22 protein-coding genes are annotated in these 24,980 nt (G+C 66.5%); 14 read left to right on the top strand and 8 right to left on the bottom strand.

Going from position 1 to position 24,980, the window contains the following annotated elements:
- The first annotated feature begins 17 nt into the window (after positions 1-17).
- Positions 18-1,184 (top strand): c-type cytochrome biogenesis protein CcsB, encoded by a 1,167-nt coding sequence (ccsB, locus tag B2R83_RS04320; RefSeq protein WP_292038437.1) that lies wholly within the window; start codon positions 18-20, stop codon positions 1,182-1,184.
- 3 nt (positions 1,185-1,187) lie between these two features.
- On the opposite strand, the gene uraH is transcribed toward ccsB, so the two are convergent.
- A complete protein-coding gene (uraH, locus tag B2R83_RS04315) occupies positions 1,188-1,601 on the bottom strand; it encodes a hydroxyisourate hydrolase (RefSeq protein WP_292038436.1) in 414 nt (137 codons plus the stop codon).
- An 80-nt stretch (positions 1,602-1,681) separates the two neighbouring features.
- Entirely contained in the window at positions 1,682-2,122 is a 441-nt protein-coding gene (locus tag B2R83_RS04310) for a GlcG/HbpS family heme-binding protein (protein WP_292038435.1), read from the bottom strand.
- Between the two features lie 117 nt (positions 2,123-2,239).
- Between B2R83_RS04310 and B2R83_RS04305 the strand changes: the two genes are divergently transcribed.
- From B2R83_RS04305 to B2R83_RS04290, 4 genes are all read left to right on the top strand, one after another.
- Positions 2,240-2,926, top strand: a complete 687-nt coding sequence (locus B2R83_RS04305; RefSeq protein WP_292038434.1) for a heavy metal response regulator transcription factor — start codon at positions 2,240-2,242, stop codon at positions 2,924-2,926.
- On the top strand, positions 2,923-4,311 hold the full coding sequence (locus tag B2R83_RS04300) for a heavy metal sensor histidine kinase (RefSeq protein WP_292038433.1): 1,389 nt from the start codon (positions 2,923-2,925) through the stop codon (positions 4,309-4,311). The genes B2R83_RS04305 and B2R83_RS04300 overlap by 4 nt, the downstream gene beginning before the upstream one ends.
- Before the next feature lie 130 nt (positions 4,312-4,441).
- The gene (gene msrP / locus B2R83_RS04295) at positions 4,442-5,413 is read left to right on the top strand and encodes a protein-methionine-sulfoxide reductase catalytic subunit MsrP (RefSeq protein WP_292038431.1); all 972 of its coding nucleotides are present in this window, start codon (positions 4,442-4,444) and stop codon (positions 5,411-5,413) included.
- A gap of 2 nt (positions 5,414-5,415) precedes the next feature.
- On the top strand, positions 5,416-6,042 hold the full coding sequence (locus tag B2R83_RS04290) for a sulfite oxidase heme-binding subunit YedZ (protein ID WP_292038430.1): 627 nt from the start codon (positions 5,416-5,418) through the stop codon (positions 6,040-6,042).
- Positions 6,043-6,151: 109 nt separating this feature from the next.
- Here B2R83_RS04290 and lysA read toward each other — a convergent pair whose 3' ends face one another.
- Together lysA and lptM are read right to left on the bottom strand one after the other, a co-directional pair.
- The gene (gene lysA / locus B2R83_RS04285) at positions 6,152-7,429 is read right to left on the bottom strand and encodes a diaminopimelate decarboxylase (RefSeq protein WP_292038428.1); all 1,278 of its coding nucleotides are present in this window, start codon (positions 7,427-7,429) and stop codon (positions 6,152-6,154) included.
- A 19-nt stretch (positions 7,430-7,448) separates the two neighbouring features.
- Positions 7,449-7,643 carry an LPS translocon maturation chaperone LptM gene (gene lptM, locus B2R83_RS04280; RefSeq protein ID WP_292038427.1) on the bottom strand — a complete coding sequence of 65 codons (195 nt, stop codon included), beginning with the start codon at positions 7,641-7,643 and terminating at the stop codon, positions 7,449-7,451.
- 41 nt (positions 7,644-7,684) lie between these two features.
- Here lptM and cyaY point away from each other — a divergent pair, with 41 nt between their 5' ends.
- The gene (gene cyaY, locus B2R83_RS04275; protein WP_027867221.1) at positions 7,685-8,014 is read left to right on the top strand and encodes an iron donor protein CyaY; all 330 of its coding nucleotides are present in this window, start codon (positions 7,685-7,687) and stop codon (positions 8,012-8,014) included.
- A gap of 67 nt (positions 8,015-8,081) precedes the next feature.
- Here the strand turns inward: cyaY and B2R83_RS04270 are convergent, their stop codons facing one another.
- Positions 8,082-10,415 carry a penicillin-binding protein 1A gene (locus B2R83_RS04270; protein ID WP_292038426.1) on the bottom strand — a complete coding sequence of 778 codons (2,334 nt, stop codon included), beginning with the start codon at positions 10,413-10,415 and terminating at the stop codon, positions 8,082-8,084.
- Between the two features lie 444 nt (positions 10,416-10,859).
- On the opposite strand from B2R83_RS04270, the gene B2R83_RS04265 reads away from it, so the two are divergent.
- From B2R83_RS04265 to B2R83_RS04230, 8 genes are all read left to right on the top strand, one after another.
- Entirely contained in the window at positions 10,860-11,924 is a 1,065-nt protein-coding gene (locus B2R83_RS04265; RefSeq protein WP_292038424.1) for a pilus assembly protein PilM, read from the top strand.
- Positions 11,924-12,553, top strand: coding sequence for a PilN domain-containing protein (locus B2R83_RS04260; protein ID WP_292038423.1), 630 nt, complete (start codon positions 11,924-11,926; stop codon positions 12,551-12,553). The genes B2R83_RS04265 and B2R83_RS04260 overlap by 1 nt, the downstream gene beginning before the upstream one ends.
- Positions 12,550-13,215: a type 4a pilus biogenesis protein PilO gene (locus B2R83_RS04255; protein WP_292038422.1), complete on the top strand. Its 666-nt coding sequence runs from the start codon at positions 12,550-12,552 to the stop codon at positions 13,213-13,215. Before B2R83_RS04260 ends, B2R83_RS04255 begins: the two co-directional genes overlap by 4 nt.
- Positions 13,212-13,760: a pilus assembly protein PilP gene (locus B2R83_RS04250; protein WP_292038421.1), complete on the top strand. Its 549-nt coding sequence runs from the start codon at positions 13,212-13,214 to the stop codon at positions 13,758-13,760. Before B2R83_RS04255 ends, B2R83_RS04250 begins: the two co-directional genes overlap by 4 nt.
- An 8-nt stretch (positions 13,761-13,768) precedes the next feature.
- On the top strand, positions 13,769-15,955 hold the full coding sequence (gene pilQ / locus B2R83_RS04245; RefSeq protein ID WP_292038420.1) for a type IV pilus secretin PilQ: 2,187 nt from the start codon (positions 13,769-13,771) through the stop codon (positions 15,953-15,955).
- A gap of 40 nt (positions 15,956-15,995) precedes the next feature.
- Entirely contained in the window at positions 15,996-17,951 is a 1,956-nt protein-coding gene (locus tag B2R83_RS04240; RefSeq protein ID WP_292038419.1) for an Ig-like domain-containing protein, read from the top strand.
- 123 nt (positions 17,952-18,074) lie between these two features.
- Complete coding sequence (gene aroKB, locus B2R83_RS04235; protein ID WP_414674348.1) at positions 18,075-19,724, top strand: bifunctional shikimate kinase/3-dehydroquinate synthase AroKB; 1,650 nt, start codon at positions 18,075-18,077, stop codon at positions 19,722-19,724.
- 5 nt (positions 19,725-19,729) lie between these two features.
- Positions 19,730-20,863 (top strand): deoxyguanosinetriphosphate triphosphohydrolase, encoded by a 1,134-nt coding sequence (locus tag B2R83_RS04230; protein ID WP_285382889.1) that lies wholly within the window; start codon positions 19,730-19,732, stop codon positions 20,861-20,863.
- 183 nt (positions 20,864-21,046) lie between these two features.
- On the opposite strand, the gene mutY is transcribed toward B2R83_RS04230, so the two are convergent.
- Genes mutY through mutM form a run of 3 tightly spaced genes read right to left on the bottom strand, consistent with a single transcriptional unit; the run spans position 21,047 to position 24,907 of the window.
- Positions 21,047-22,150 carry an A/G-specific adenine glycosylase gene (gene mutY, locus B2R83_RS04225; RefSeq protein ID WP_292038415.1) on the bottom strand — a complete coding sequence of 368 codons (1,104 nt, stop codon included), beginning with the start codon at positions 22,148-22,150 and terminating at the stop codon, positions 21,047-21,049.
- Positions 22,147-24,054, bottom strand: coding sequence for a dynamin family protein (locus B2R83_RS04220; protein ID WP_292038414.1), 1,908 nt, complete (start codon positions 24,052-24,054; stop codon positions 22,147-22,149). Before B2R83_RS04220 ends, mutY begins: the two co-directional genes overlap by 4 nt.
- A 19-nt stretch (positions 24,055-24,073) precedes the next feature.
- Positions 24,074-24,907, bottom strand: a complete 834-nt coding sequence (mutM, locus tag B2R83_RS04215) for a bifunctional DNA-formamidopyrimidine glycosylase/DNA-(apurinic or apyrimidinic site) lyase (protein WP_036208840.1) — start codon at positions 24,905-24,907, stop codon at positions 24,074-24,076.
- Positions 24,908-24,980 lie beyond the last annotated feature (73 nt).

The raw sequence follows: 24,980 nt of genomic DNA, 5'->3' as shown, positions 1-24,980 counted from the left end.
GCGGCAAGGAGACCAAGATGGAACTTTCGCAAGCCCAAACCGGCAAAGCTGGGGCCTATGTCCAGCAACCGGGCTTCTTCCGCAGCCTGAACGCGATCGATTGGCTGTACGGCGCCGCCCTGCTGGCGGGCGCGCTGTTCGCGCTGAACCGCTACGCCCACCACATGGACATCTACGAGCAGGTGATCCTGGTGCTCACCGCACCCACCTTCGCGCTGCTGGGCTGGTACTGGAAACCGATGCGCTGGCTGCTGCCGCTGGTGGCGGTGCTGTCGCTGTGGGCGATTTCCATGTACGGCGGCGCCATCGATGCGGCGAACCAGAAATTCTTCCTGAAATACATGCTGTCGAGCCAGTCCGCCATCCTGTGGATGAGTGCACTGTTCGTGTTCTCGACCGTGTTCTACTGGATCGGCCTGGCCGGCCGTTCGGAGTTCGGCGGCTCGGTCGGCAGCAAGCTGTGCTGGGCCGGCGTGGTGCTCGGTTCGGTCGGCATGATGGTGCGCTGGTACGAGTCCTACCTGATGGGCCCCGACGTCGGCCACATCCCGGTGTCGAACCTGTATGAAGTGTTCATCCTGTTCGCCATCATCACCGCGCTGTTCTACCTCTACTACGAAGGCCGCTACGCCACCCGCCAGCTGGGCCCCTTCGTGCTCCTGATCATTGCGGCCGCGGTTGCCTTCCTGCTGTGGTACACGGTCTCGCGCGACGCCGCCCAGATCCAGCCGCTGGTGCCGGCCCTGCAGAGCTGGTGGATGAAGATCCACGTGCCGGCCAATTTCATCGGCTACGGCACCTTCGCGCTGGCCGCGATGGTCGGCTGCGCCTACCTGCTGAAATCGCACGGCATCCTGGCCGACCGCCTGCCCGCACTGGAGGTCCTGGACGACGTGATGTACAAGTCGATCTCGGTCGGCTTCGCCTTCTTCACCGTCGCCACCATCCTCGGCGCCCTGTGGGCGGCCGAAGCCTGGGGCGGCTACTGGTCCTGGGACCCGAAGGAAACCTGGGCCCTGATCGTCTGGCTCAACTACGCGGCCTGGCTGCACATGCGCCTCATGTCGGGCCTGCGCGGCCGCGTGGCGGCCTGGTGGTCGGTGGTGGGCCTCCTGGTGACGACCTTCGCCTTCCTGGGCGTGAACATGTTCCTGTCGGGGTTGCACTCCTACGGCGAGCTGTAGACTTCAGTTGCCCCGGTAGGTCGAGTAGCCGAAGGGGCTCAGCAGCAGCGGGACGTGGTAATGCTGCGTGGGCGCATCCACGGTGAACTCGACCGGAATCTGCGGGAAGAAGCTGGCCTGTCCCTTGCGCTTGTAGTGTTCGCCGGTCTTGAACACGATGCGGTAGTCGGCCGCCGGCATCGGTTTATTTTCCGGATACAGGGCAGGGATGCGTCCCTGCTCGTTGGTGACGCCGCGCGCCAGTTCGCGCCACCCGCTGCCTGCGCGCTGTTCCAGCGTGACCTCGATGCCTGCGGTGGGCTGGCCGCTCTGCAGGTCGAGCACGTGGACGCTGAGCGGATTCTGCGCGGCGCTTGCCGCGATACTGGCAAAGCCCAGCAGGCTGGCGAGGGCGAGTCGGTGGATGGTGGTTTGCATGGCGTTCTCCTAAGTCAAGTCAGAAAAATTCAAGGGATGGGTTGGTCGAGCTCGGGCACGGCGCCGATGGCGCGCTCCGCTCAGGCATGGTCGTTCAGCGGCCCGCCGCCGCCGGCCACGCCGATGGCGCCGACGACCTGCTTGTGCGCCAGCAGCGGTACGCCCCCGCCGAGCAGCAGGAGTTCGGGCAGGGCGGCCAGGTTGCGGGTATCCGGGGCGGACTGCGCGTCGCGTGCCAGCAGCAGCGTCGGCTTGCGCGTCGACAGCGCGGTATAGGCCTTGCGCCGGCTGGCCTCGGTATTGTGCGGACCGACGCCGTCGTCGCGCTGCACGACCACCAGGTTGCCGCCCTGGTCGACCACGGCCACGACGATCGCGCGGCCTTCACTGCGGCAGGACTGGATGGCGCGCTCCGCCAGGCGCTTGGCCGCTTCCAGGCCGAGTGCCGGCTGCTGGCGCAGCTGTGCGCCGGCAGGGGCCGCGGCCAGCGCTGCGAGAAGCATGATGAGATTTCTGGACATGGTCTTCCTTCGACATGGGATGGCCGCCATCTTGGCATGCGCCTGCCGACGCCAGGCTGACCGCCAGATGACAGTTTCGTCATGTTTGGGCGCATCCCTTCGGCATAGAATGCGCTTATGAGCATTCTCGTAATCGAAGATGAGCCGAAGACCGGCGACTACCTCCAGCGCGGCCTGGCAGAGTCGGGCTTTGCGGTGCGGCTCGCGCGCAATGGACGCGACGGCCTGGCGATCGCCCGCGAGGAAGAGATCGAGCTGGTGGTGCTGGACGTGATGCTGCCGCGCATGGACGGCTGGCAGGTGCTCGCCGCCCTGCGCGCCGACCCGGATACCGAACAGATCCCGGTGCTGTTCCTGACGGCGCGCGACGAGGTCGAGGACCGCGTGCGCGGGCTGGAACTGGGCGCCGACGATTACCTGGTCAAGCCTTTCGCGTTCGTCGAGCTGGTGGCGCGCATCCGCACCCTGTTGCGGCGCGGACCGGTGCGCGAGGAAGAACTGATCCGCATCGCCGACCTCGAGATCGACGTGCTGCGCCGCCGCGTGCGGCGCGGCGCCGAGACCATCGCCCTCACGGCCCAGGAGTTCGCGCTGCTGCACCTGCTGGCGCGGCGCCAGGGCCAGGTGCTGTCGCGCGCCCTGATCGCTTCTCAGGTCTGGGACATGAATTTCGACAGCGATACCAACGTCATCGATGCCGCCGTGCGCCGCCTGCGGCGCAAGATCGACGACCCCTTCACGCGGAAACTGATCCATACCCGGCGCGGCATGGGCTACGTCTGCGAGGCGCAGGCCCCGGCATGAAACCCTCCTGGCGCCATTCCCTGACCCTGCGCGTGACGCTCGCCTTCGTGCTGATCGTCGCGCTTACCGCGGCCGGCCTGGGCATCTACCTGTACCGCGCCTTCGTGGCCGAGATCGCGCGCCGCGACGACCTGCAATTGCTGGGCAAGCTGCGCCAGGTGCAGATCGTGCTCGGACGTCCGGGCGCGGCCGAACTGCTGGCGGCGCAGCCCGATTTTTTCCGCGACACCATGAGCGGCCAGGAAAACTCGCTGGTGCGCATCGTCGCGCCAGGCGGCGCGGTGCTGGCCGACATCAACCCGCGTGGCGAGCGCTATCCCGTGCCGCCGGAGGCCGGGCCGGCGCCTGGCCGGGACGCCATCGCCGGCTGGACCGCGCAGGACGGCACGCCCGGCCGGGTGGTCGCGGGCAGCGCCCGCCTGGGCGCGAACGGGGTGACGGTGGTGGTGGCGCGCGCCTATGCCGAACGCACCGCCATGTTCGCGCGCTACCGCGCCCGTATCCTGGCCGCCTGCGCGGTCGGCGCCCTGCTGGCTGCCGCGCTGGCGGCCCTGATGCTGCGCCGCGGCCTGCGGCCCCTGCGCACGGTCGCCGAGCATGCGGCGCACATCAAGCCCGGCACCCTGGCGCAACGCCTCGACATCGGCGCCGCGCCGTCCGAGCTGCGGCCGCTGATCGATGCCTTCAACGCCATGCTGCAACGCCTGCAGGACGGCTATGCGCGCCTGTCCGGCTTCTCGGCCGACCTGGCGCACGAGTTCAGGACGCCGGTGACGAACATGATCGGGCAAAGCCAGGTCGCGCTCGGGCAGGGCCGCAGCCGCGAAGAATACGAAACCCTGCTGGCCTCGAACATCGAGGAGCTCGAGCGCCTGGCGCGCATGATCGAAAGCATGCTGTTCCTCGCCCGCGCCGGCCAGGACGAGGTGGTGCTGGCGCGCCAGCCGCTGGTGGCGCTGGACGAACTGGAGCGGGTGGCGGATTTCTTCGAGGGCATGGCCGAGGAACGCGGCCTGCGCCTGGAATGCAGCGGGGAAGGGCGCTTCGCCGCCGATCCGGCGCTGGTGAGGCGGGCACTGGCCAATCTGGTCTCGAATGCGGTGCGCCATGCGGATGCGGGCAGCACCATCAGGCTGCATGCCGAACCGCGCCCCGGCATGCTGGAGCTGAGCGTGAGCAACGTGGGCGCGGCGATTCCACGCGAGCACCTGGACCATTTGTTCGACCGCTTCTACCGCGCCGACAGCGCCCGCAGCGATGCGGAAGGCTCGACGGGACTGGGCCTGTCCATCGTCAGCGCCATCTTGAACCTGCACGGCGGCAAAGCGATCGTGCAGTCGAACGGCCCCGACACCCGTTTCATCCTCGCCTTTCCCACCGGGTAGGGCAGCGGGCGGGCCTGACGCGCTTTTGTCCAGCGTGCCGCGCCTCATCCTTGCCGGACGGCAGCCGGCGCTAACGTGCGCCCAAGCCGTCTGGTGTAACCTGAAGTCTCTCTCTGTAGCGGAGTCAGCCATGCTTTTCAAACGCAGTCCGAACGGGATCGACCTCCCGTATCCGTCCGAGATCACCCCGCGCGAAGTGTATGAAGGCCGGCGCCAGTTTATCGCCCGTATCGCCGCCACCGCAGCCGTGGGCAGCGGTATCTGGGAGATGGCCAACCGCGAAGCTTTCGCACAAGGCGTGAAGCTCGCCGCCACCCGCAATGCGGCCCTGTCGACGCAGGAACAGCAAACCTCGTTCAAGGACGCCAGCTCGTACAACAACTTCTACGAATTCGGCCTAGATAAGGGCGACCCGGTCGAGAACGCGCACACGCTGCGCACCCGGCCGTGGACGGTGACGATCGAGGGCGAGGTGAAAAAACCGGTCACGCTCGACATCGACCGCATCCTCAAGCTGGCGCCGCTGGAAGAGCGCGTCTACCGCCTGCGCTGCGTCGAGGGCTGGTCGATGGTGATTCCCTGGGTCGGCTATTCGCTGTCGAACCTGCTCAAGCAGGTCGAGCCGACTGCCAATGCCAAGTACGTCGAATTCACCACCCTGGCCGACCGCAAGCAGATGCCGGGCCTGCGCAGCGGCGTGCTCGACTGGCCCTATGTGGAAGGCCTGCGCATGGACGAGGCCATGCACCCGCTCACGCTGCTCACGGTGGGCATGTACGGCCAGGTGCTGCCGAACCAGAACGGCGCGCCGGTGCGCCTGATCGTGCCCTGGAAGTACGGCTTCAAGTCGGCCAAGTCGATCGTCCGGATCCGCCTGGTGAGCCGCCAGCCGCGCACCGCCTGGAACGACTCGGCGCCGAGCGAATACGGTTTTTATTCGAACGTGAACCCGAACGTGGACCACCCGCGCTGGTCGCAGGCAACCGAGCGCCGCATCGGCGAGGATGGCTTCTTCCAGCGTAAGCGCAAGACCCTGATGTTCAACGGTTACGACCAGGTCGCCTCGCTGTACAGCGGCATGGACCTGAAGAAGTTCTACTGAAGATGGCCTTCAACCCGTCCAACAAGCAGGTCGGCACGATCAAGGCGGTGGTGTTCGTGCTGGCGCTGCTGCCTTTCCTGCGCATGGCCTGGCTGGTATTCCAGGGCGTGCCGGTCGAGCCGCTCGAATTCCTCACGCGCGGCACCGGCGACTGGACCCTGTACTTCCTGTGCATCACGCTGGCGGTGACGCCGCTGCGCCGCCTCACCGGCTGGAACTGGATAGTGCGGCTGCGGCGCATGCTGGGGCTGTTCGCCTTCTTCTACGCGCTGCTGCACTTCACCTGCTTCTTCTGGTTCGATCACTTCTTTGACGTCGCCGGGATGCTCAAGGACGTGGTGAAACGGCCCTTCATCACGGTGGGCTTCATCGCGTTTGTCCTGCTGATTCCGCTGGCGGCGACCAGCACCAATGCGATGATCAGGCGGCTGGGCGGCAAGCGCTGGCAGTGGCTGCACCGCCTGATCTACGTGGTGGCGCCGCTGGGTATCCTGCATTTCTGGTGGATGAAGGCGGGGAAGAACGACTTCCAGGAGCCGATCATTTTTGGGCTGATCGTGGCGGCGCTGCTGGGATTGCGCATGTACTGGAGCGCGGCGAAGAAGACACAGAAAGCCGCGGTGTCGTAGGGTGGGCGGGTCTCCCGCCCACGCGGTCAACCAGCAGCAAGATCAGCGCGCGCGGCTTTTCAATCGCTAACTATCACCGCGTGGGCAGGAAACCTGCCCACCCTACAGATTATTTCAGCATCGATTCCAGCGCAAACAGATCGGCCGGATTCTCGCGCTGGCGGATCACGTGGACCTGGTCGCCGTCGACGATCACCTCGGCCGCGCGGCCGCGGGTGTTGTAGTTCGAGGCCATGGTCATGCCGTAGGCGCCGGCGGTCATGATCGCCAGCAGGTCGCCCGGCTCGACGGCGAGATCGCGCTCGCGCGCCAGCCAGTCGCCCGATTCACACACCGGACCCACCACGTCATAGCTCAGCTTGGCGCCTTCGCGCGGGCTGACCGGCTGCACGCCCATCCAGGCCTGGTACAGGGTCGGACGCATCAGGTCGTTCATGGCCGCGTCGACGATGGCGAAGTTCTTTTCCACGCCCGGCTTGAGGTACTCGATCTTGGTCAGCAGCACGCCGGTATCGGCCACGATCGAGCGGCCCGGTTCGAAGATCACCTTGACCGGCTTGCCCTCGTATTTCTCGGCGCGCCAGGCGTCGATGCGGGCGAACAGGCGGCCCAGGTAGTCGCCCACCGGCACCGGCGGCTTGTCGCCCTCGGCGCCGTAGTTCACGCCCAGGCCGCCACCGATGTCGAGGTGGTGCAGCACGATGCCTTCGCCGGCCAGGGTGTCGATCAGCTCGATCAGCTTGTCCAGCGCTTCCAGCAGCGGCGCGTCGTCCAGCAGCTGCGAGCCGATGTGGCAGTCGATGCCGACCACGTCCAGGTTCGGCAGCGAGGCCGCGGTGCGGTAGGTGTCCAGGGCATCGTCGAACGCCACGCCGAACTTGTTGGCCTTCAGGCCGGTGGCGATGTAGGGGTGGGTCTTGGCGTCCACGTTCGGGTTCACGCGCAGCGACACCGGCGCGCGCTTGCCCATGCTGCCGGCCACTTCGTTGAGGCGGTGCAGTTCCGGGATCGATTCGACGTTGAAGCACAGGATGCCTTTTTCCAGCGCCAGCTGCATTTCCTCGACGGTCTTGCCGACGCCCGAGAAGATGGTCTTGCCCGGGTCGCCGCCGGCGGCGATCACGCGCAGCAGCTCGCCGCCCGAGACGATGTCGAAGCCGGCGCCTTCGCGGTTCAGGAGGTCGAGGATGGCCAGGTTCGAGTTGGCCTTCATCGCGTAGCACACCAGTGCGTCGCGGCCGCGGCAGGCGTCGGAATAGGCGCGGAAGTTTTCCAGCAGCGCCGACTTCGAATAGACATAGGTCGGCGTGCCGAATTGTTCGGCGATGGCGGGCAGGGCAACGCTGTCGGCGTGCAGGACGCCGTTCTGGTACTGGAAGTGCGACATAGGTGTGCGAAATGAGAGCTTACTTGGTTGGGGCCGGGGTGGAGGCGTTATTCGATGGAACTGGCTGGACTGGCTGCGGATTGGCCTCGGCAACGGCGGCTGCGGAGGGCTTGGCCGGCGGGTTCGGCATGTAGAGCGGACCCGTCTGGCCGCAGCCGGCGAGAAGCACGGCCACCAGGCCGGCACCGGAAAGACGTGCGATGGTGGAGTTCACGATTAGAATGGGGGTTTGATTAGCGAACTTTGGAGTGTAGCATGACCGAATCCGAATTTTTGGCGCTGGCCGAAAGCACCCTTGACCGCATCGAGGCCTGCCTCGACAAGCTGAACGACGACGACGTGGTCGACGTCGAGTGCAAGCGCAGCGGCAACGTGCTGGAAGTCGAATTCCTGGACAACGCGTCGAAGATCATCATCAACAGCCAGGCGCCGCTGCAGGAAATGTGGGTGGCGGCGCGCTCGGGCGGCTACCACTACAAGCGCGTCGGCGACCAGTGGCGCAATACCCGCGACGATACCGAGCTGTTCGCCTCGCTGTCGCAGTACGTGACGGAGCAGGGCGGGGCGCCCGTTTCGATGGGCTGATTTCCCTTGCGGCAGACGTAAAAATGGCGACCCGCGGGTCGCCATTTTTTTTACCATTCGGTAAAAATCAGAACAGTTCGTTCCTGACCGCATCGCGCTGCTTCTGCTCGGCCGGCGCCGGCGGCGGGCCGACGTCCAGCGTCGCCACCCCGGTGCCCGGCGGCGTCTCGGCATAGTAGTACTCGCCATTGGCCAGGATCAGCCCCGGCGGCACGTCGCGCTCGACGTTTTCCTCGCCTTTCAGCGCCTTGCCCATGTAGTTGATCCAGATCGGCAGGGCCAGGCCGCCGCCGGTCTCGCGGTTGCCGAGGTTCTTCGGCTGGTCGTAGCCGATCCAGGCCACGCCCACCAGCTTCGGGTTGTAGCCGGCGAACCAGGCGTCGACCGAATCGTTGGTGGTGCCGGTCTTGCCCGCGAGGTCGGTGCGCTTGAGCGCCATGGCCTTGGTCGCGGTACCGTAGCGCACCACGTCCTTGAGCATGCTGTCGACCAGGAAGGCGTTGCGCGCGTCGATCACGCGGTTGGCCTCGACGCCGGCGCGCTCCGGACGCGCTTCGGACAGCACCTTGCCGTCGCTGTCGGTCACCTTCGAGATGATGTAGGGGCTGATGCGGTAGCCGCCGTTGGCGAACACGGCATAGGCGCCGGCCATCTGCAGCGGCGTGGTCGAGCCGGCGCCCAGGGCCAGCGTCAGGTAGGCCGGGTTGCGCTCGGCGTCGAAGCCGAAGCGGGTCGCGAATTCCTGGCCGTAGCGCGCGCCGATCTTGTTCAGGATGCGGATCGAGACCATGTTCTTCGACTGCGTCAGGCCGCGCCGCATGGTGATCGGGCCTTCGTACCGGTTGTCGTAGTTCTTCGGCACCCAGGCCTGGCCGCCGGTCTGGCCGGCATCGAAACTGATCGGGGCGTCGTTGACGATGGTCGCCGGCGACAGGCCGCGCTCGAGCGAAGCCGAATAGATGAAGGGCTTGAACGAGGAGCCCGGCTGACGCCAGGCCTGCGTCACGTGGTTGAACTTGTTGCGGTTGAAGTCGAAGCCGCCGACCAGCGCGCGGATCGCGCCGTCCTCGGTGCTGGTCGCAACGAAGGCCGATTCCACTTCCGGCATCTGGGTGATGACCCATTTCGACTCGTCGTCCTGCATCACGCGGATCACCGCGCCGCGGCGCAGGCGGCGGTTCGGCGCCGCCTTCTCCGACAGCCAGGCCTTGGCGAAGGACAGGCCCGGGCCGGTCATCTTGATCGTCTCGCCCGAGGCGATGGTGGCGGTCACCTCGGTTGGCGAGGCCTTCAGCACGATGGCGGCGACGATGTTGTCGCTGTCCGGATGCTCGGCCAGCTCGGCCTCGATGGCTTCCTCGGCCTCGCCCTTGCTGCTGGGGATGTCGATATACGATTCCGGGCCGCGATAGGGGTGGCGGCGCTCGTACTCCATCACGCCGCGGCGCACCGCCAGGTAGGCCGCGTCCTGGTCGGCCTTGGTGATGGTGGTGAACACGTTCAGGCCGCGGGTGTAGGTGTCTTCCTTGAACTGCTCGTAGACCAGCTGGCGCGCCATCTCGGCCACGTACTCGGCGTGCACGCCGAAGGCGGTGCTGTCGGTCTTGATCGTGAGCCGCTCGTTCTTGGCCTGCGCGTACTGGGCTTCGGTGATGTAGCCGAGATCGCGCATGCGCTGCAGGATGTACTGCTGGCGGGTCTTGGCGCGGGTCGGGTTGACCACCGGGTTATACGCAGATGGCGCCTTCGGCAGGCCGGCCAGCATCGCGGCTTCGGCCACGCTGATGTCGCGCAGGTCCTTGCCGAAGTAGATCTGGGCCGCCGACTGGAAGCCGAAGGCGCGCTGGCCCAGGTAGATCTGGTTCATGTAGAGCTCGAGGATCTGGTCCTTGGAGAGGTTCTTCTCGATCTTCCAGGCCAGCATCGCCTCATAGGCCTTGCGCTTGAAGGTCTGCTCGGACGACAGGAAGAAGTTGCGCGCCACCTGCTGGGTGATGGTCGAGGCGCCCTGGCGCGTCGTCGTGGTGGCGTTGCGGAACGCCGCGCGCAGGATGCCCCAGTAGTCGATGCCGCTGTGCTCGTAGAAGCGGTCGTCCTCGATCGACAGCACCGCCTTCTTCATGACGTCCGGGATGTCCTTGAAACGCACCAGGGTGCGGCGCTCCTCGCCGAATTCGCCGATCAGGACGTTATCGGCGGTGAAGATCCGCAGCGGCATCTTGGGCCGGTAGTCGGTGATGGTGTCGAGCGCGGGCAGGTTCGGGTAGGCCATCGCAAGCGCGAACACGAGCACCAGCACGCCGATGGCGGCCAGGCCGGTGAGGGCCCCGAAGGCCATCAGGATCAGGCGCTTGGGACTGTACTTCGAGGCGCCCGATTTGGGCGATTGTTTCTCTTTCATGCTGGTTTTTACTCCCTTGAACCGTCCCATTATAAGTCAGGGCTTTCAGAGCCGACACACGGACTGCTGAGCTACGCGCCTAACAACGCCCTCATGACTGCGTTGCACCGTCTTGCCGTACTGAAGTACTGTCGTCGACGGCGCGCCTTGCCCTGAGGGCGTTGTTAGACGCGCTGGGTTTTAAGCCAAAGCAAGCGGAACAATGGCAAGCCGGAAACGGTCGTGGCAGGGGTGATAACACTCTGCGCTAGAGTGTGGCGCGCACGCGCCGGATTGATGTGTTCCCTCATAGAAATATCTTGTCTGGGTGCATCCTTTTAAGTACGATCTAACGCGGTGCCTCATAAATATGCACCAACTCATTGAGTCAACAGGACATACCCCCCAGCGGGCGTTCAATACAAGTCCTGCGTCACGCAGGAAGGGCAGTCGAGGAGTACGCTCGTGATCAATCTAGGTTCCTTGTTCGGGAAATCGATTCCGCCGCTGGCCGGGCTCGATATCAGCACGTCGGGCGTCCGCCTGGTCGAGCTGGAAGACGCCGGCAAGGGTGAACTGCGCCTGGCGCGCTATGCCGCCGAACCGTTGCCGCGTGGCGCGGTCGTGGACGGCAACATCGACAATATCGACCAGGTGGCCGAGGCGGTACGCCGCGTCTGGAAGAAAAGCGGCACCCGGGCCAGGAATGTCGCGTTGGGCATGCCGCCGGCTGCGGTCATCACCAAGAAGATCATCCTGCCGGCCGGCATGTCGGAAGACCAGCTGGAAGTGCAGGTGGAGTCGGAGGCCAGCCAGTACATTCCCTTTGCGCTGGACGAGGTGAGCCTCGACTTCGACGTGATCGGCCAGGCGCCGAACTCGCACGAAGACATGGAAGTCATGCTGGCTGCCGCACGCCGCGAAAAGGTCGAAGACCGCGTCGCGATCGCCGAAGCAGCAGGCCTGCTTGCCACCGTGATGGACATCGAGTCCTACGCCGCGCGCGCCGCGCTTGACCGTGTCGCCGGCGCCAAGCCGGGGCAGATCGTCGCCCTGTTCCAGATCGGCTCCCAGGCCACCCATGTGTCGGTGCTGCAGGACGGCGACACCATCTACGAGCGCGAGCAGCCCTTCGGCGGCCACCAGCTCACCCAGGATGTCGTGCGCGCCTACGGTTTGTCGTACGAGGAAGCGGAAACCCGCAAGCGCGCGGGCGACCTGCCCGAGAACTACCGCGCCGACCTGCTCGCGCCTTTCCTGGAAAGCGCCGCGCTGGAAGTCACGCGCGCGATCCAGTTCTTCTTCACGTCCACGCCCTATACCCGGATCGACCAGCTCTACCTGGCCGGCGGCTGCGCCGCGCTGCCCGGCCTGCTCGAACTGATCGGCAGCCGCACCCGCATCCCGAGCAGCATCGTAGCGCCTTTCGAAGGCATGTCTTACGGTCCGCTGGTGCGCGAACAGCAACTGCGCCAGGAAGGCGCGGCCTACCTGGTCGCCTGCGGCCTGGCCCTGCGGAGGTTCGGCTGATGATCCGCATTAACCTGTTACCCCACCGCGAGGCCAGGCGCAAGCAGAAGCAGGCGGCGTTCGTGGCGATGCTGGCGGCGGGCGGCGTCGCCGGCGCCGCCGTGGTGCTGCTGGTCGGCGCCTGGAACGCCAGCCGCATCTCGGTCCAGAACGAACGCAACCTGGTGCTCAAGCAGGCCAGCGCGGAGCTGGACAAGAAGATCGGCCAGATCAAGACCCTGAAGGAAGAAATCGAAGCCCTGAAGGCGCGCCAGCAGGCGGTCGAGGACCTGCAGAGCGACCGCAACCAGCCGGTCTACGTGCTCGACGAACTGGTTCGCCGTACGCCGGAAGGCGTCTACCTGAAGTCCTTCCGCCAGGTTGGCCAGAAGGTGACGCTGAACGGCTACGCCCAGTCGCAGGAACGGGTCGCCGAACTGCTGCGCAACGTGTCCGGCGCCTCGCCCTGGCTGGAGCGTCCGAACCTGACCGAAGTGAAAGTCGCTGCGCTGGACAAGAGCAAGACGGGCCGCAAGGTCGTCGAGTTCCAGATGGACGTCGAAATCAAGCGCCTGCGCGAACAGGATGCGGACGCGAAGCCGGCGGCCGGCGCCACACAACAGCTTGCGAAGGCGGCGGGCACACCATGAACATCGACCTCAAGAATCTCGGCGCCGAGCTCGCCGCGCAGTTCCAGGACCTGCAGGGCCGCCAGCCCGGGCAATGGCCGCTGGCCCCGCGCCTGCTGTGCGCGGCCGGTGTGATGGCGGCCGTCATTGGCCTCGGCTATTTCTTCTACTGGAGCGACCAGTTCCAGGAGCAGGAAAGGCTCGCCGCCCAGGAAGCCAGCCTGCGCGACGAATACAAGATCAAGATGGCCCAGGCCATCAACCTCGAAGCCCTGCAGGCCCAGAAGGCCCAGGTCGACCAGTACGTGGTCCGCCTCGAGAAGCAGCTGCCGAGCAAGTCGGAAATGGCGGACCTGCTGTCCGACATCAACCAGGCCGGTGTCGGCCGCGGCTTGCAGTTCGAGCTGTTCAAGCCGGGCCAGGAAGTGATCCGCGACTACTACGCCGAACTGCCGATCGACATCAAGGTGAGCGGCAAGTACAACGACGTCGGCGCCTTCGCCGCCGACATGGCCCACCTGCCGCGCATCGTCACGCTCAACAACATGATCCTGACGACGCGCGACGGCGCTCTGCAGCTGGAAGCGGTGGCCAAGACCTTCCGCTACCTCGACGCCGACGAGATCGGCGCGCAGAAGAAGGCGCGCAAGAACAAGAAGGTCAAGGAAGGAGCGGCGAAATGACGCGCAAGCTGATGCAGATCGTCTGCGCGTTCGGCACGGCGGCCCTGCTTGCAGGCTGCGGCGACGGCGACGTGCAGGAAGTGCGCGACTGGATGAAGCAGGTCGAGCGCGAGACCCTCCCCAAGGTGAAACCGCTGCCGGAACCGAAGGAATTCGTCCCCTACGCCTACGACCCGGGCGAAGCGGTCGAGCCCTTCAGCGAGGCCAAGCTGCTGGGTGAGATAGCGCGGATGGCGGCGACCAGCACCAATCCGCTGCAGCCGGACGAAACCCGGCCGCGCGAGGTGCTCGAGCATTACCCGCTCGACGTCATGCGCATGGTCGGCACCCTGCAGAAGGGCGGCGCCAGCTACGCGCTGGTGCAGATCGACGCGCAGATCTATCGGGTCAAGGCGGGCGAGCGCATCGGACAGAATCACGGGTTGGTCACGCGCATCAGCGAAGGCGCGATCGACATCAGGGAAACAGTGCAGGACGCCACCGGCGACTGGGTCGAGCGCAAGGCGACGATCGAGCTGGCGGAAAGCAAGGAGACCGGGAAATGAGCCCAGGCATGAACACGCAAACCATTCGCACCTTCCGCATCACCGTGCCGGCCTGGCTGGCGCGCTGCGGCGCTGCTGTCCTGTTGACGCTTGCCGCGGGCGCCGCCGCGGCCCAAGGCAACGCCATCGAATCGATCACGGCCAACCAGCAGGGCGCCAACGTGGTCCTGAACATCGCCATGCGCGAAGCTCCGGCCAAGGCGCCGATCGGTTTCTCGATCACCAATCCAGCGCGCATCGCGCTGGACTTCGGCGCCACCAGCAACGCAACCGGCAAGACGTCGCAGGACATCAACCTCGGCGACGTGCGCAGCCTGAACGTGGTGCAGGCCGGCGCGCGCACCCGCCTGGTGCTGAACATGGCGCGTGCGCTGAACTATGCCACCGCCGTCGACGGCAAGTCGGTGATCGTCACCGTCGAAGGCTCGGGCGGCGTGGCCCAGGCCTTGAATGCGTCGGGCATGCCGGTCGCGTCGAGCGCGCCCGCCGCCGCTGGCGCAAAGCAACTGCTGCGCGACCTCGACTTCCGCCGCGGCAGCAACGGCGAAGGCCGTGTCGTGGTCGACCTGCCGAACGGCCAGGTCGGCGTCGACGTGCGCCAGGCCGGCAACCAGGTGATCGTCGACTTCCTGCGCACCGGCCTGCCGGAGACGCTGCGCCGCCGCCTCGACGTGACCGACTTCGGCACGCCGGTCTCGCGCATCAGCACCGTGGCCCAGGGCGAGAACGTGCGCATGACCATCGACGCCCAAGGAGCATGGGAACAGTCGGTATACCAGAGCGACACCCAGCTGATCGTCGACGTGCGTCCGGTCAAGGAAGACCCGAACCGTCCGGGCGGCAACGCTAGCGGCTACCGCGGCGAGAAGCTGTCCTTCAACTTCCAGAACGTCGAAGTGCGCGCCGCGCTGCAGGCGATCGCCGACATCTCGGGCCTGAACATCATCACCAGCGATTCCGTCACCGGCAACCTGACCCTGCGCCTGCGCGACGTGCCTTGGGACCATGCACTCGACGTGGTCCTGCAGGCCAAGGGCCTGGACATGCGCAAGAACGGCAACGTGCTGTGGATCGCGCCGCGCGAGGAACTGCTGACCAAGGAAAAGCTCGAGCTCGAGCAGCGCGCCCAGATCGCCGACCTCGAGCCGCTGCGCTCCGAGATCTTCCAGCTGAACTACCAGAAGGTCGAGGCCTTCCGCACCGTGTTCGGCCTGGATCCGGACGGCGGCGCTTCCGCCGACACCAGCAACCGGAACCGCGTGCTGTCCAAGCGCGGCAGCGCCATCATCGACCCGCGCACCAACCAGCTGTTCGTGACCGATATCGCCTCCAAGATCGAGGACATCCGCAAGCTGATCCAGAAGACCGACGTCGCCTCCAAGCAGGTGCTGATCGAGGCGCGCCTGGTGGAAGCGAACGACGGCTTCTCGCGCAACCTCGGCGCCAAGCTGGGTTTCAACGACATGCGCGCCCTGCGCGGTGGCAACCAGGGTTATGGAATTGGCGGCAATAACCGGATCGCTATCGGCGGCAACCTGACCGGCGTCGGCCAGGACACCCTGCAGACGCCGGACAAGGGCGACGCTTATACCAACACCACGATGGTGAACCTGCCGGCGGCGGGGATCAACGGCATCAATCCGTCGAGCATCGCCTTTTCGCTGTTCTCGTCGGCCGACAACCGCTTCCTGAACCTGGAGCTGTCGGCGCTGGAAGCAGACGGCAAGGGCAAGATCATCTCGAGCCCGCGCGTGGTCACCGAAGACAAGCAGGTCGCCGTGATCGAGCAGGGCGTCGAGCTGCCGTTCCAGGTCGCCACCAGCAGCGGCGCGACCTCGATCACCTTCAAGAAGGCCAACCTGCGCCTGGAAGTGACGCCGCAGATCACCCCGGACGGCAACGTCGTGCTCGACGTCGACGTCAACAAGGACTCGAAGGGCGAGGAAACCCGCGCCGGCCCGGCGATCAATACGCAGCACGTGAAGACCAAGGTCATGGTCGAGAACGGCGGCACGGTGGTGCTGGGCGGTATCTACCAGCAGACCGAACGCAACAACGAAAGCAAGGTTCCGCTGCTGGGCGACGTGCCGGTGCTCGGCTATCTGTTCAAGACGACCGGCCGCGAAAGCACCAAGACCGAACTGCTGGTGTTCATCACGCCGAAGATCGTGACCGACGCGGCGGCGGGACGCTGAAGCGCACATCCCCATCCATAATCAAAACAACGAGCGTCACATGAAAGAGAAAAACAACTATGTACGCGCCAGCCTGGCGCTGCTGCTGGCGGCAGCGCTGTCGGCCTGCGGCGGCGGCGGCGGCAACCCTGGCACGACGGGCGGCAGCGGCTCGGGTGGTACGGGCGGCAGCCCGACCACCCCGGCGGTACCGGCCACGCCAACGGTGGCTGTCAGCTTCGTCAACGCGGGCGGCCAGGCCAGCAATTCGCTGAGCGGCGCCACGCCGCTGACGGTACGCGCGCTGGTGCGCGACCAGGCCGGGCAGCCGGTGGCGAATGCGCTGGTCTCGTTTGCCACCGATCCCCAGCTGGCGGTGTTTTCGCCGACGGCCGGCACCAGCCTGACCGACGCCGCCGGCCTTGCCACCGTGACGCTGCGCGCCGCCAGCCTGTCGGCCAACGGCGCGGGCAAGGTAACGGCGACGACCGTCGTTGGCGGCTCCACGGTGACCAGCGAAAGCAATTATTCGGTCGGCGCCACCGCGCTCACGCTCAGCGACCTGAGCCTGACGAAGACGAGCATCGTGGCTTACGACTCGACCGAGGTGTCGGTGAATGTGCTGGCCAACGGCGCGCTGTACACGGCCCAATCGGTCAATGTGCGCTTCAGCTCGGCCTGTGCCATCGCTGGCAAGGCCACCCTGGCGGCGAGCGCCCCGACCAACAATGGCTTGGCCAAGGTCGTCTACCGCGACCTGGGCTGTGGCAACGACGACACCATCACCGCATCGGCCGATGGCGTCACCGGCTCCAAGAGCGTCACGCTAAAGATCGCAGCGCCGCAGGCGGCATCGGTGCAGTTCGTGTCGGCCTCGCCGGTGGAAAAATCGATCGTGATTCGCGGCCAGGGTGGCATCAACCGCACCGAGACCGCGACCCTGCGCTACCGCGTATTCGATATCTTCGACCGTCCGCTGGTGGGCCAGCGCGTCGTGTTCTCGGTGCTTCCGGCGAATGCGGTCGAGCTCAACAAGAAAGAGGACACCACTGACCAGAACGGCGAAATCATCACGACCGTCAATTCGCTCAGCACCCCGACCACCTTCCGCGTCCAGGCTACCCTGCCGAATACGGCCAGCGGCAGCCGTCCGGACATCTCCACCCTGTCCGACTCCATCGTCGTGACCACCGGCCTGCCGGTGCAGCGTGCGATGTCGCTGAGCACCACCGTGACCAACGTCGAAGGCTGGCGCATCGACAGCGGCACGACCACGCCGGCCAGCGTGGTCAGCATCCTGCTGGCCGACCAGTCGGGCAACCCGGTCGCGGACGGCACGCCGATCGTGTTCCAGACCAATCTCGGCGCAATCGGCTCCTCGGACAAGGGCGGCTGCACCACCGTCAACGGCGGTTGCTCGGTGAATTTCCGCACCCAGAACCCACGCGTCGCATTGCCGAACACCCCGGCCACCCCATGCAACACGGGCGCCGGCGCCACTCCCGACAGCGCCCGCCCGGGCCTGGCGACGATCTGCGCCAGCACCACTGACGGTGTCAACACGCAGTTCGCCAAGACTGCGATCTTCTTTAGCGGCAGCTACGCCGACAACGTCTTCATGAACGGCGCGACGACGCCGCTGCCGAACCGGACGGTGGAAATTGGCCCGGTCCCGTCGGCCGATCCGCTGGTCTTCACGCTGCAGCTGAACGACCTGAACCTGAATCCGCTGCCGGCCAGCTCGACGGTCCAGGTGACCGGCCTGGCCAATGCCACCGTGGTCGGCGTGGTCCCGGCAACCGTGCCGAACATCCAGCCGCACGATATGAGCGGCAAGGATGACCACACCGGCAATAACGTCATGGGGCCGCAGGGCTCGACCCACCGCTTTACCATCCGCAGCACCGCGCCCGAACCTTGCGTCGCCAGCAGCGTCGGGACTTTCGACGTCACCGTCACCACGCCGACAGGCGCGACCACCTCGATTCCGTTCAGGGTCGCGTTCAGCTGTCCGTGATTGTTTGAAGGTTCCGGTTTGACGCAAAATGAGGCGGCCAGTCTATACTGGCCGTCTTTTTTCATTTCTGCGGACCTGGCAGTGCCTCATCCCAAGAACAACAACATCTTCCTGGTCGGTCTGATGGGGGCGGGAAAGACCACCATCGGCCGCCAGCTGGCGCGCAAGCTCGGCATGCGCTTCGTCGATTCCGACCACGAGATCGAAGCGCGCACCGGGGCATCGATTCCCTGGATCTTCGAGATCGAGGGCGAGGCCAGCTTTCGGCGGCGCGAAGCGGACATGATCCGCGAGCTGAGCGCGCAGGACGGCCTGGTGCTGGCCACCGGCGGCGGCGCGGTGCTGAATCCCGCCAGCCGCGCGCTGCTGGCCGAGCGCGGCACCGTGGTCTACCTGCGCGCCTCGATCGGCAGCATCCTGCAGCGCACCGCGCACGACAAGAACCGCCCGCTGCTGCAGACCGCCGACCCGCGCGCCAAACTCGAGGAACTGCTGGCCCAGCGCGACCCGCTGTACCGCGAGATCGCGGACCTCGTCATCGATACCGGCCGACCTAACGTACAATCGATGGTACAGATCATTTTGGACCAGCTCGTCGCGCAGGATGCCGCTTATGCGTCCGCCCGCGCGCGCCGGCTGGCAAGCGACCCGATGAACGCAATGAACCAAGCGGCACCCACCATCCTCAACGTCGAACTGGGCGAGCGCAGCTACCCGATCACGATCGGCCCCCGCCTGCTGGACGACGGCGCGCTGCTGGCGCGCCACATCGACGGCGGCAAGGCCGCCATTGTCACCAACACCACCGTCGCGCCGCTGTACCTGGCGCGCGTCGCCGGCGCCCTGCGCGCCGCCGGCCGCGAAGTGGTCGAGATCATCCTGCCGGACGGCGAGGAGCACAAGAACTGGCAGTCGCTGAACCTGGTGTTCGACGCGCTGCTCCAGCACAAGTGCGACCGCAAGACCACCGTCGTGGCGCTGGGCGGCGGCGTGATCGGCGACCTGGCCGGCTTCGCAGCAAGCAGCTACATGCGCGGCGTGCCCTTCGTGCAGGTGCCGACCACGCTGCTGTCGCAGGTCGATTCCTCGGTGGGCGGCAAGACCGGCATCAACCACCCGCTCGGCAAGAACATGATCGGCGCGTTCTACCAGCCGCGCGCCGTGATCGCCGACACCGCCACCCTCGACACCCTGCCGCCGCGTGAACTGGCGGCCGGCCTGGCCGAGGTGATCAAGCATGGCGCCATCCTCGATGCCGCCTACTTCGAGTGGATCGAGGCCAACATCGCCAAGCTGGTGGCGCGCGAGCCCGAGGCGATGGCCTACGCCATCGCGCGCTCCTGCGAGATCAAGGCGGAAGTCGTGCGCAAGGACGAACGCGAAGGCGGCCTGCGCGCGGTGCTGAACTTCGGCCACACCTTTGGCCACGCGATCGAGGCCGGCCTGGGCTTCGGCACCTGGCTGCATGGCGAAGCCGTCGGCTGTGGCATGGTGATGGCGGCCGACCTGTCGGCGCGCCTCGGCCTGATCGACGCGGCGACCGTGGAGCGCGTGCGCAAGCTGGTGCAGGCGGCCGGCCTGCCGACCGTGGCGCCCGACCTCGGCCTTGATCGCTGGATCGAGCTGATGGCGGTGGACAAGAAGAACGAGGGCGGGGAGATCAAGTTCATCCTGCTCAAGCCCCTGGGCAGCCCGTCGATCACGACGGCGCCGCCGGAGGTCCTGCGGGCGACCCTGGACGCCTGCGTAGCCAAGGACGCAGTGGAGAAATGATCACCATGGACTTCGACGCACGCCTTGCCCCTTATGCAGCCCATTCGTCGAAGTCGCGCGGCCGGACCCACATCGAGCCGCCGGCAGGGTCGCGCAGCGAATTCCAGCGCGACCGCGACCGCATCATCCACTCGACCGCCTTCCGCCGGCTCGAGTACAAGACCCAGGTCTTCCTGAACCACGAGGGCGACCTGTTCCGCACCCGGCTCACGCACTCGATCGAGGTGGCCCAGATCGGCCGCACGCTGGCGCGCAGCCTGGGGCTGAACGAAGACCTGGTCGAAGCCACCGCGCTGGCGCACGACCTCGGGCACACGCCTTTCGGCCACGTCGGCCAGGACGTGCTCAACGAGTGCATGAAGGACTACGGCGGCTTCGAGCACAACCTGCAGAGCCTGCGCGTGGTCGACGAGCTGGAAGAGCACTACGGCGCCTTCGACGGCCTCAACCTCACCTTCGAAACCCGCGAGGGCATCCTCAAGCACTGCTCGCTGGCGAATGCCCGCCAGTTGGGCGAGCTCGGGCGCCGTTTCATGGAGCGCAGCCAGCCCAGCCTGGAAGCGCAGCTGACCAACCTGGCCGACGAGATCGCCTACAACAACCACGACATCGACGACGGCCTGCGTTCCGGCCTGCTCACGATGGCGCAGATGGAAGAAGTGGAGCTGTTCGCGCGCCACCGTCATACCGTGGAGACCCAGTATCCGGGCCTGCCGGGACGGCGCGCGCTGTACGAGACGATCCGCCTGATGATCACGGCGATGACGGCCGACCTGGTCGAGACCTCAAGGGCCTTGCTGGAGGAAGCGGCGCCGAAGGACATCGACGACGTGCGCGCCTCGCCGCCCCTGATTCGCTTCTCGCCGCAGATGCGCGCGGAGACCACGGCGCTGAAACGCTTCCTGTACGCGAATCTGTACCGGCACTTCCAGGTGAACCGCATGCGCGTGAAGGCCAGCCGCATCGTGCGCGAGCTGTTCGAGGCCTTCCTGCTTGACCCGGTGCTGCTGCCGAACGATTATCAGGTGGAAGGGGATCCGATGCGGCAGGCGAGGAAGATTGCGGATTACATTGCGGGGATGACGGACCGGTATGCGATCAGGGAGCATCGCAGGATTTTCTCGCTGGATCACTTCTGACGCTACTCGCCAGCCGCTAGCTTCCACACGTCATTCCGGCGAAGGCCGGAATCCAAGTTCGTTGCGTCATGTTGACAAGGTGCACGCAAGCATTAGCGGTCTTCCGGAAAAATTGGATCCCGGCCTTCGCCGGGATGACGGTCTCACTGCTAACAATGGAATGAATGCAGTGGGAGCTGGCGATCAACCAAACAACCCCGGCGTCCCCAACTCCTGCAGCAGCTTCTTCACCGGCGCCGGCAGCGGCGCCTCTCCAATCGCATGCAGGTCCCACCACAGGTGCCTGCCGGTTGCACTCCCACGTGCATCCAGCGTCACCTGCCACGGCGCGATATGCAGCTTGTAGTGCGTGAACACATGCACCAGCGGCCTGAGCGCCTGCACCTCGTCCACCGTCCCGAACTGCGCCGCGGCGGCGGCCACCTCCGGCGACGACACGGCATCCACATCCACCCCCAGGTGCCCGTCGACCTCCGGCAGCGACATCAGCCCGCCCCAGATCCCGGTGCCCGGACGCTGCTCCAGCAGCACCTGCCCGCGGTCGATCAGCACCAGCAGTGCGGCGCGCTTTTCCGGCGTGGCCTTCTTCGGCTTGCGTACCGGGAGTTCCGCCGTGCGTCCGGTCGCGTAGGCGACGCATCTCGCCTGCAACGGGCAGCGCGGACAATCCGGGCGGCTGCGGGTGCACAGCGTCGCGCCCAGGTCCATCAGGCCCTGCGTGTACGACTCGATCCCTTCCGCCGGCAGCAGCGCATCGGCACGCCGCCACAGCGCATCCTCGACCCGCTTCTCGCCCGGGTACTGGTCGATGCCGAACACCCGCGCGAACACGCGCTTGACGTTGCCGTCCAGGATCGCGGCGCGCGCGCCGCTGGAGAAGGCGGCGATCGCCGCGGCGGTCGAGCGGCCGATGCCGGGCAGCTCGGCCAGCAGCGCCGGGTCGCTCGGGAACACGCCGCCGTAGTCCTGCACCACGCGCTTGGCGCAGGCGTGCAGGTTGCGCGCGCGGGTGTAGTAACCCAGGCCGCTCCAGTGCGCCATCACGTCCTCGCTCGGCGCTTCGGCCAGCGCCTGCACGGTCGGGAAGCGCTCCAGGAAGCGCGCGTAGTAGCCGAGCACCGCCGCCACCTGGGTCTGCTGCAGCATGATCTCGGACAGCCAGATGCGGTAGGCGTCGGTGGTGTTCTGCCAGGGCAGGGTGTGGCGGCCGTGGCTGCGCTGCCAGTCGATCACCGCCTGCGAAAAGGTCGGGTCGGCCAGCTGGTCGAATTCGGTGAGGCGTTTCATGCTGCTTGTTTCTCCAATACTGCGGCGAGCTGCTCCGCCATGCCCGCCAGCTGCGTGCGGGTGCCGTCCCAGGCCTGCTGGCTGCTCTCGAAGGCGGCGATCTTCTGTTCCAGGCTGTCGGTGGCGTCGTGGATGCGCTGGATCGAGGCCTGGCGGTGGCGCAGCTGGTCGCGGTGCTGGCGGATCGCCGTCTCGAGCGGGGCCATGATCACCTTCAGCCAGGCTTCGGCCTCTAGGTTGGCGGCGCGGAAGATGTGGCGCACGCGCGAGGCGATCGAGTCGAAGAAGCGCTCGAGCAGGGTGGCGCGGCTGGTCATGAGCAGGGTGGCGGTGCCGAACTGCTTCAGGAACAGCGCTTCCACCTCATCGATTTCGCGCCGGTAGCGCTCCAGCGACAGCGACATCGGGCTGCTCAGGGACAGGCCATGCTCGCTTGAAAACTTGCGCACCATGCTGTCCATCATGGCGCCGATCTCGCCGACCTTGCCCGATGACGCCTCCAGGTTGGCGCGCATCGCCTCGAAATAGCTGCGCACCGGCGCCCGCATGCCGGTCGCGAAACGCGCCGCCTGCATGGCGGCGCGCACGGCGTCGGTGTGCTCCTGCACGGCGTCCATGCCCAGCGTCGAGTACAGCTCGGTGGACAGGCGCGCGAACACCGCGCGCGTGCCCTGCAGCTTGAACAGGCTGGCGTCGAATTCCTTCTTTTCCAGCTCGACACGGCGCATCATGTGGGCGATCACGCCCTGGTTCTTGCCGCGCAGGCTTTTCAGTTCCTGCAACTGCTCGACCAGGTCGCGCATGCGCGCCGCGCCCAGCGCCCGCTGGCCGGTGGCCAGCTGCTCGAGGTCTGCGCGCAGCTGGCCCGCGATGATGGCGCGACGTGCCGGGACCAGGTCGTGGAACAGCGCGGCTTCCAGCAGGCCCAGGCGGCTCTTTTCGAACAGGGCCATGTCGCCGTTGATCTTGCCGACCAGGGCCTTCTGCGCCGACACCGGGTACACGCGTGCGGCATCCAGCCCAAGCAGCTGGGCGGCATCGTGCTGCTGGCGTGCGATCTCGGCCTCGTTTTCCTGCGGCGAGCGCAGTTCGTCCCACATGGCGTCGATCTTGTTCAGCACCGCCAGGCGTCCCGGCCCGGCACCGATGTGGGTGCGCCAGACGTCGATGTCGCTCCTGGTCACGCCGGTGTCTGCGGCCAGCACGAACAGCACCGCATGCGCGTTCGGGATCAGCTTGAGGGTCAGCTCGGGCTCGGTGCCGATCGCGTTCAGGCCGGGCGTGTCGAGGATCACCAGGCCCTGTTTCAACAGCGGGTGAGGCAGGTTGATGATGGCGTGGCGCCATTGTGGGATCTCGACCGTGCCGTCGGCCCCCAGGCTGGAAGCCAGGTCGGGGTCTTCCGGATCCCACAGGCCGTATTCCTGCGCCTCGGAAGAGGGGACGCGGCGGGTCTGGCTCACCTGGCGGAAGGCTTCGGTCATGCGTTCGGGAGCATCGAGTTCGAGCGGCAGCACGGTCCAGGCAGCGGCGTCCTCACGGAAATCGCTGGTGGACAGGTGCTGGCGCCGGGTCTCGATCGGCAGCAGGCGAATGCAGGGTGGCAGCGCCGGGTCGTACAGCAGCTCGGTCGGGCACATGGTGGTGCGCCCGGCGCTGGACGGCAGGATGCGCTGGCCGTAGTCGGCGAAGAAGATCGCGTTGATCAGTTCGGTCTTCCCGCGCGAGAACTCGGCCACGAAGGCGACCGACAGGCGGTCGTCGCGCAGGCGCGCCAGGGCGCGCTCGAGCTGCTGCTCGCCGGCGCCGTCGATCAGCGCGGCCTGGCGCAGCGCGGCGCCGTAGCCTTCCAGCTGCTGTGCGACGGCGGCGCGCCAGGCGCCATACTGTTGAAAATCCTGCATCGTTGTGTAGTCGTTACGTTCAGCGCTGGCACTGCACGCAGTAGAAGGTCGAACGCTGGCCCTGCTTGATCTGGCGGACCGGCGACCCACAGTTGCGGCAGGGCACTCCAGCACGATCATAGACGAAATATGTCTGCTGGAAATATCCAGATTGCCCGTTTACCGCAATAAAGTCGCGCAGCGTGCTGCCGCCCTGCACGATGGCGGCCGCCAGGATGTCCTTGATGGCCTCGGCCAGCCGGTCGTAACGGGCGCGGCTGATGCGCGCGGCCGGCGTCTTCGGGTTGATCCCGGCGCGGAACAGGCTCTCGCAGGCGTAGATGTTGCCGACGCCGACCACGATGTCGCCCGCCAGCAGCACCTGCTTGATCGGCGCATTGCGCTTGCGCGTCTCGCGCCACAGGAGTTCGCCCGAAAAGCCCTCGCCCAGCGGCTCCACGCCGAGCCCGCGCAGCAGCAGGTGTTCTTCGAGCTCGCCCTCGTCCTTGCCGTGCCAGAGCACGGCGCCGAAGCGGCGCGGGTCGTGCAGGCGCAGCACCTGCCGTCCCTCTGGACCGTTCACCACCAGGTCGAAGTGGTCGTGCTTGCGCGGCTCGATCCCGGGCGGCAGGACGCGCAGGTGGCCGGACATGCCGAGGTGGACGATCAGGGTGCCGTGCTCGAATTCGATCAGCAGGTACTTGCCGCGGCGGCCGGTAGCAAGGATGCGGCGTCCGGCCAGCAGCTCGGACAAGCCGGGCGGGAAGGGCCAGCGCAGGCCTTCGCGGCGCAAGACCGCCCCTTCGACGACGCGGCCTTCGATATGGGGCGCGACACCGCGCCGGGTGACTTCTACTTCTGGCAGTTCAGGCATGGGGTAAGGGGAGTGGTGTAAATTCTTAGGCAGCCATTAAGTAAAACGCGCTGCAGTGCACGCGGGCGCATGC

Source organism: Massilia sp. UBA6681, from assembly GCF_002454935.1.
GTDB lineage: Bacteria > Pseudomonadota > Gammaproteobacteria > Burkholderiales > Burkholderiaceae_D > Telluria > Telluria varians.
Note: the sequence above shows the minus strand (reverse complement) of the source record. Positions and strands in the feature narration are given on the sequence as shown.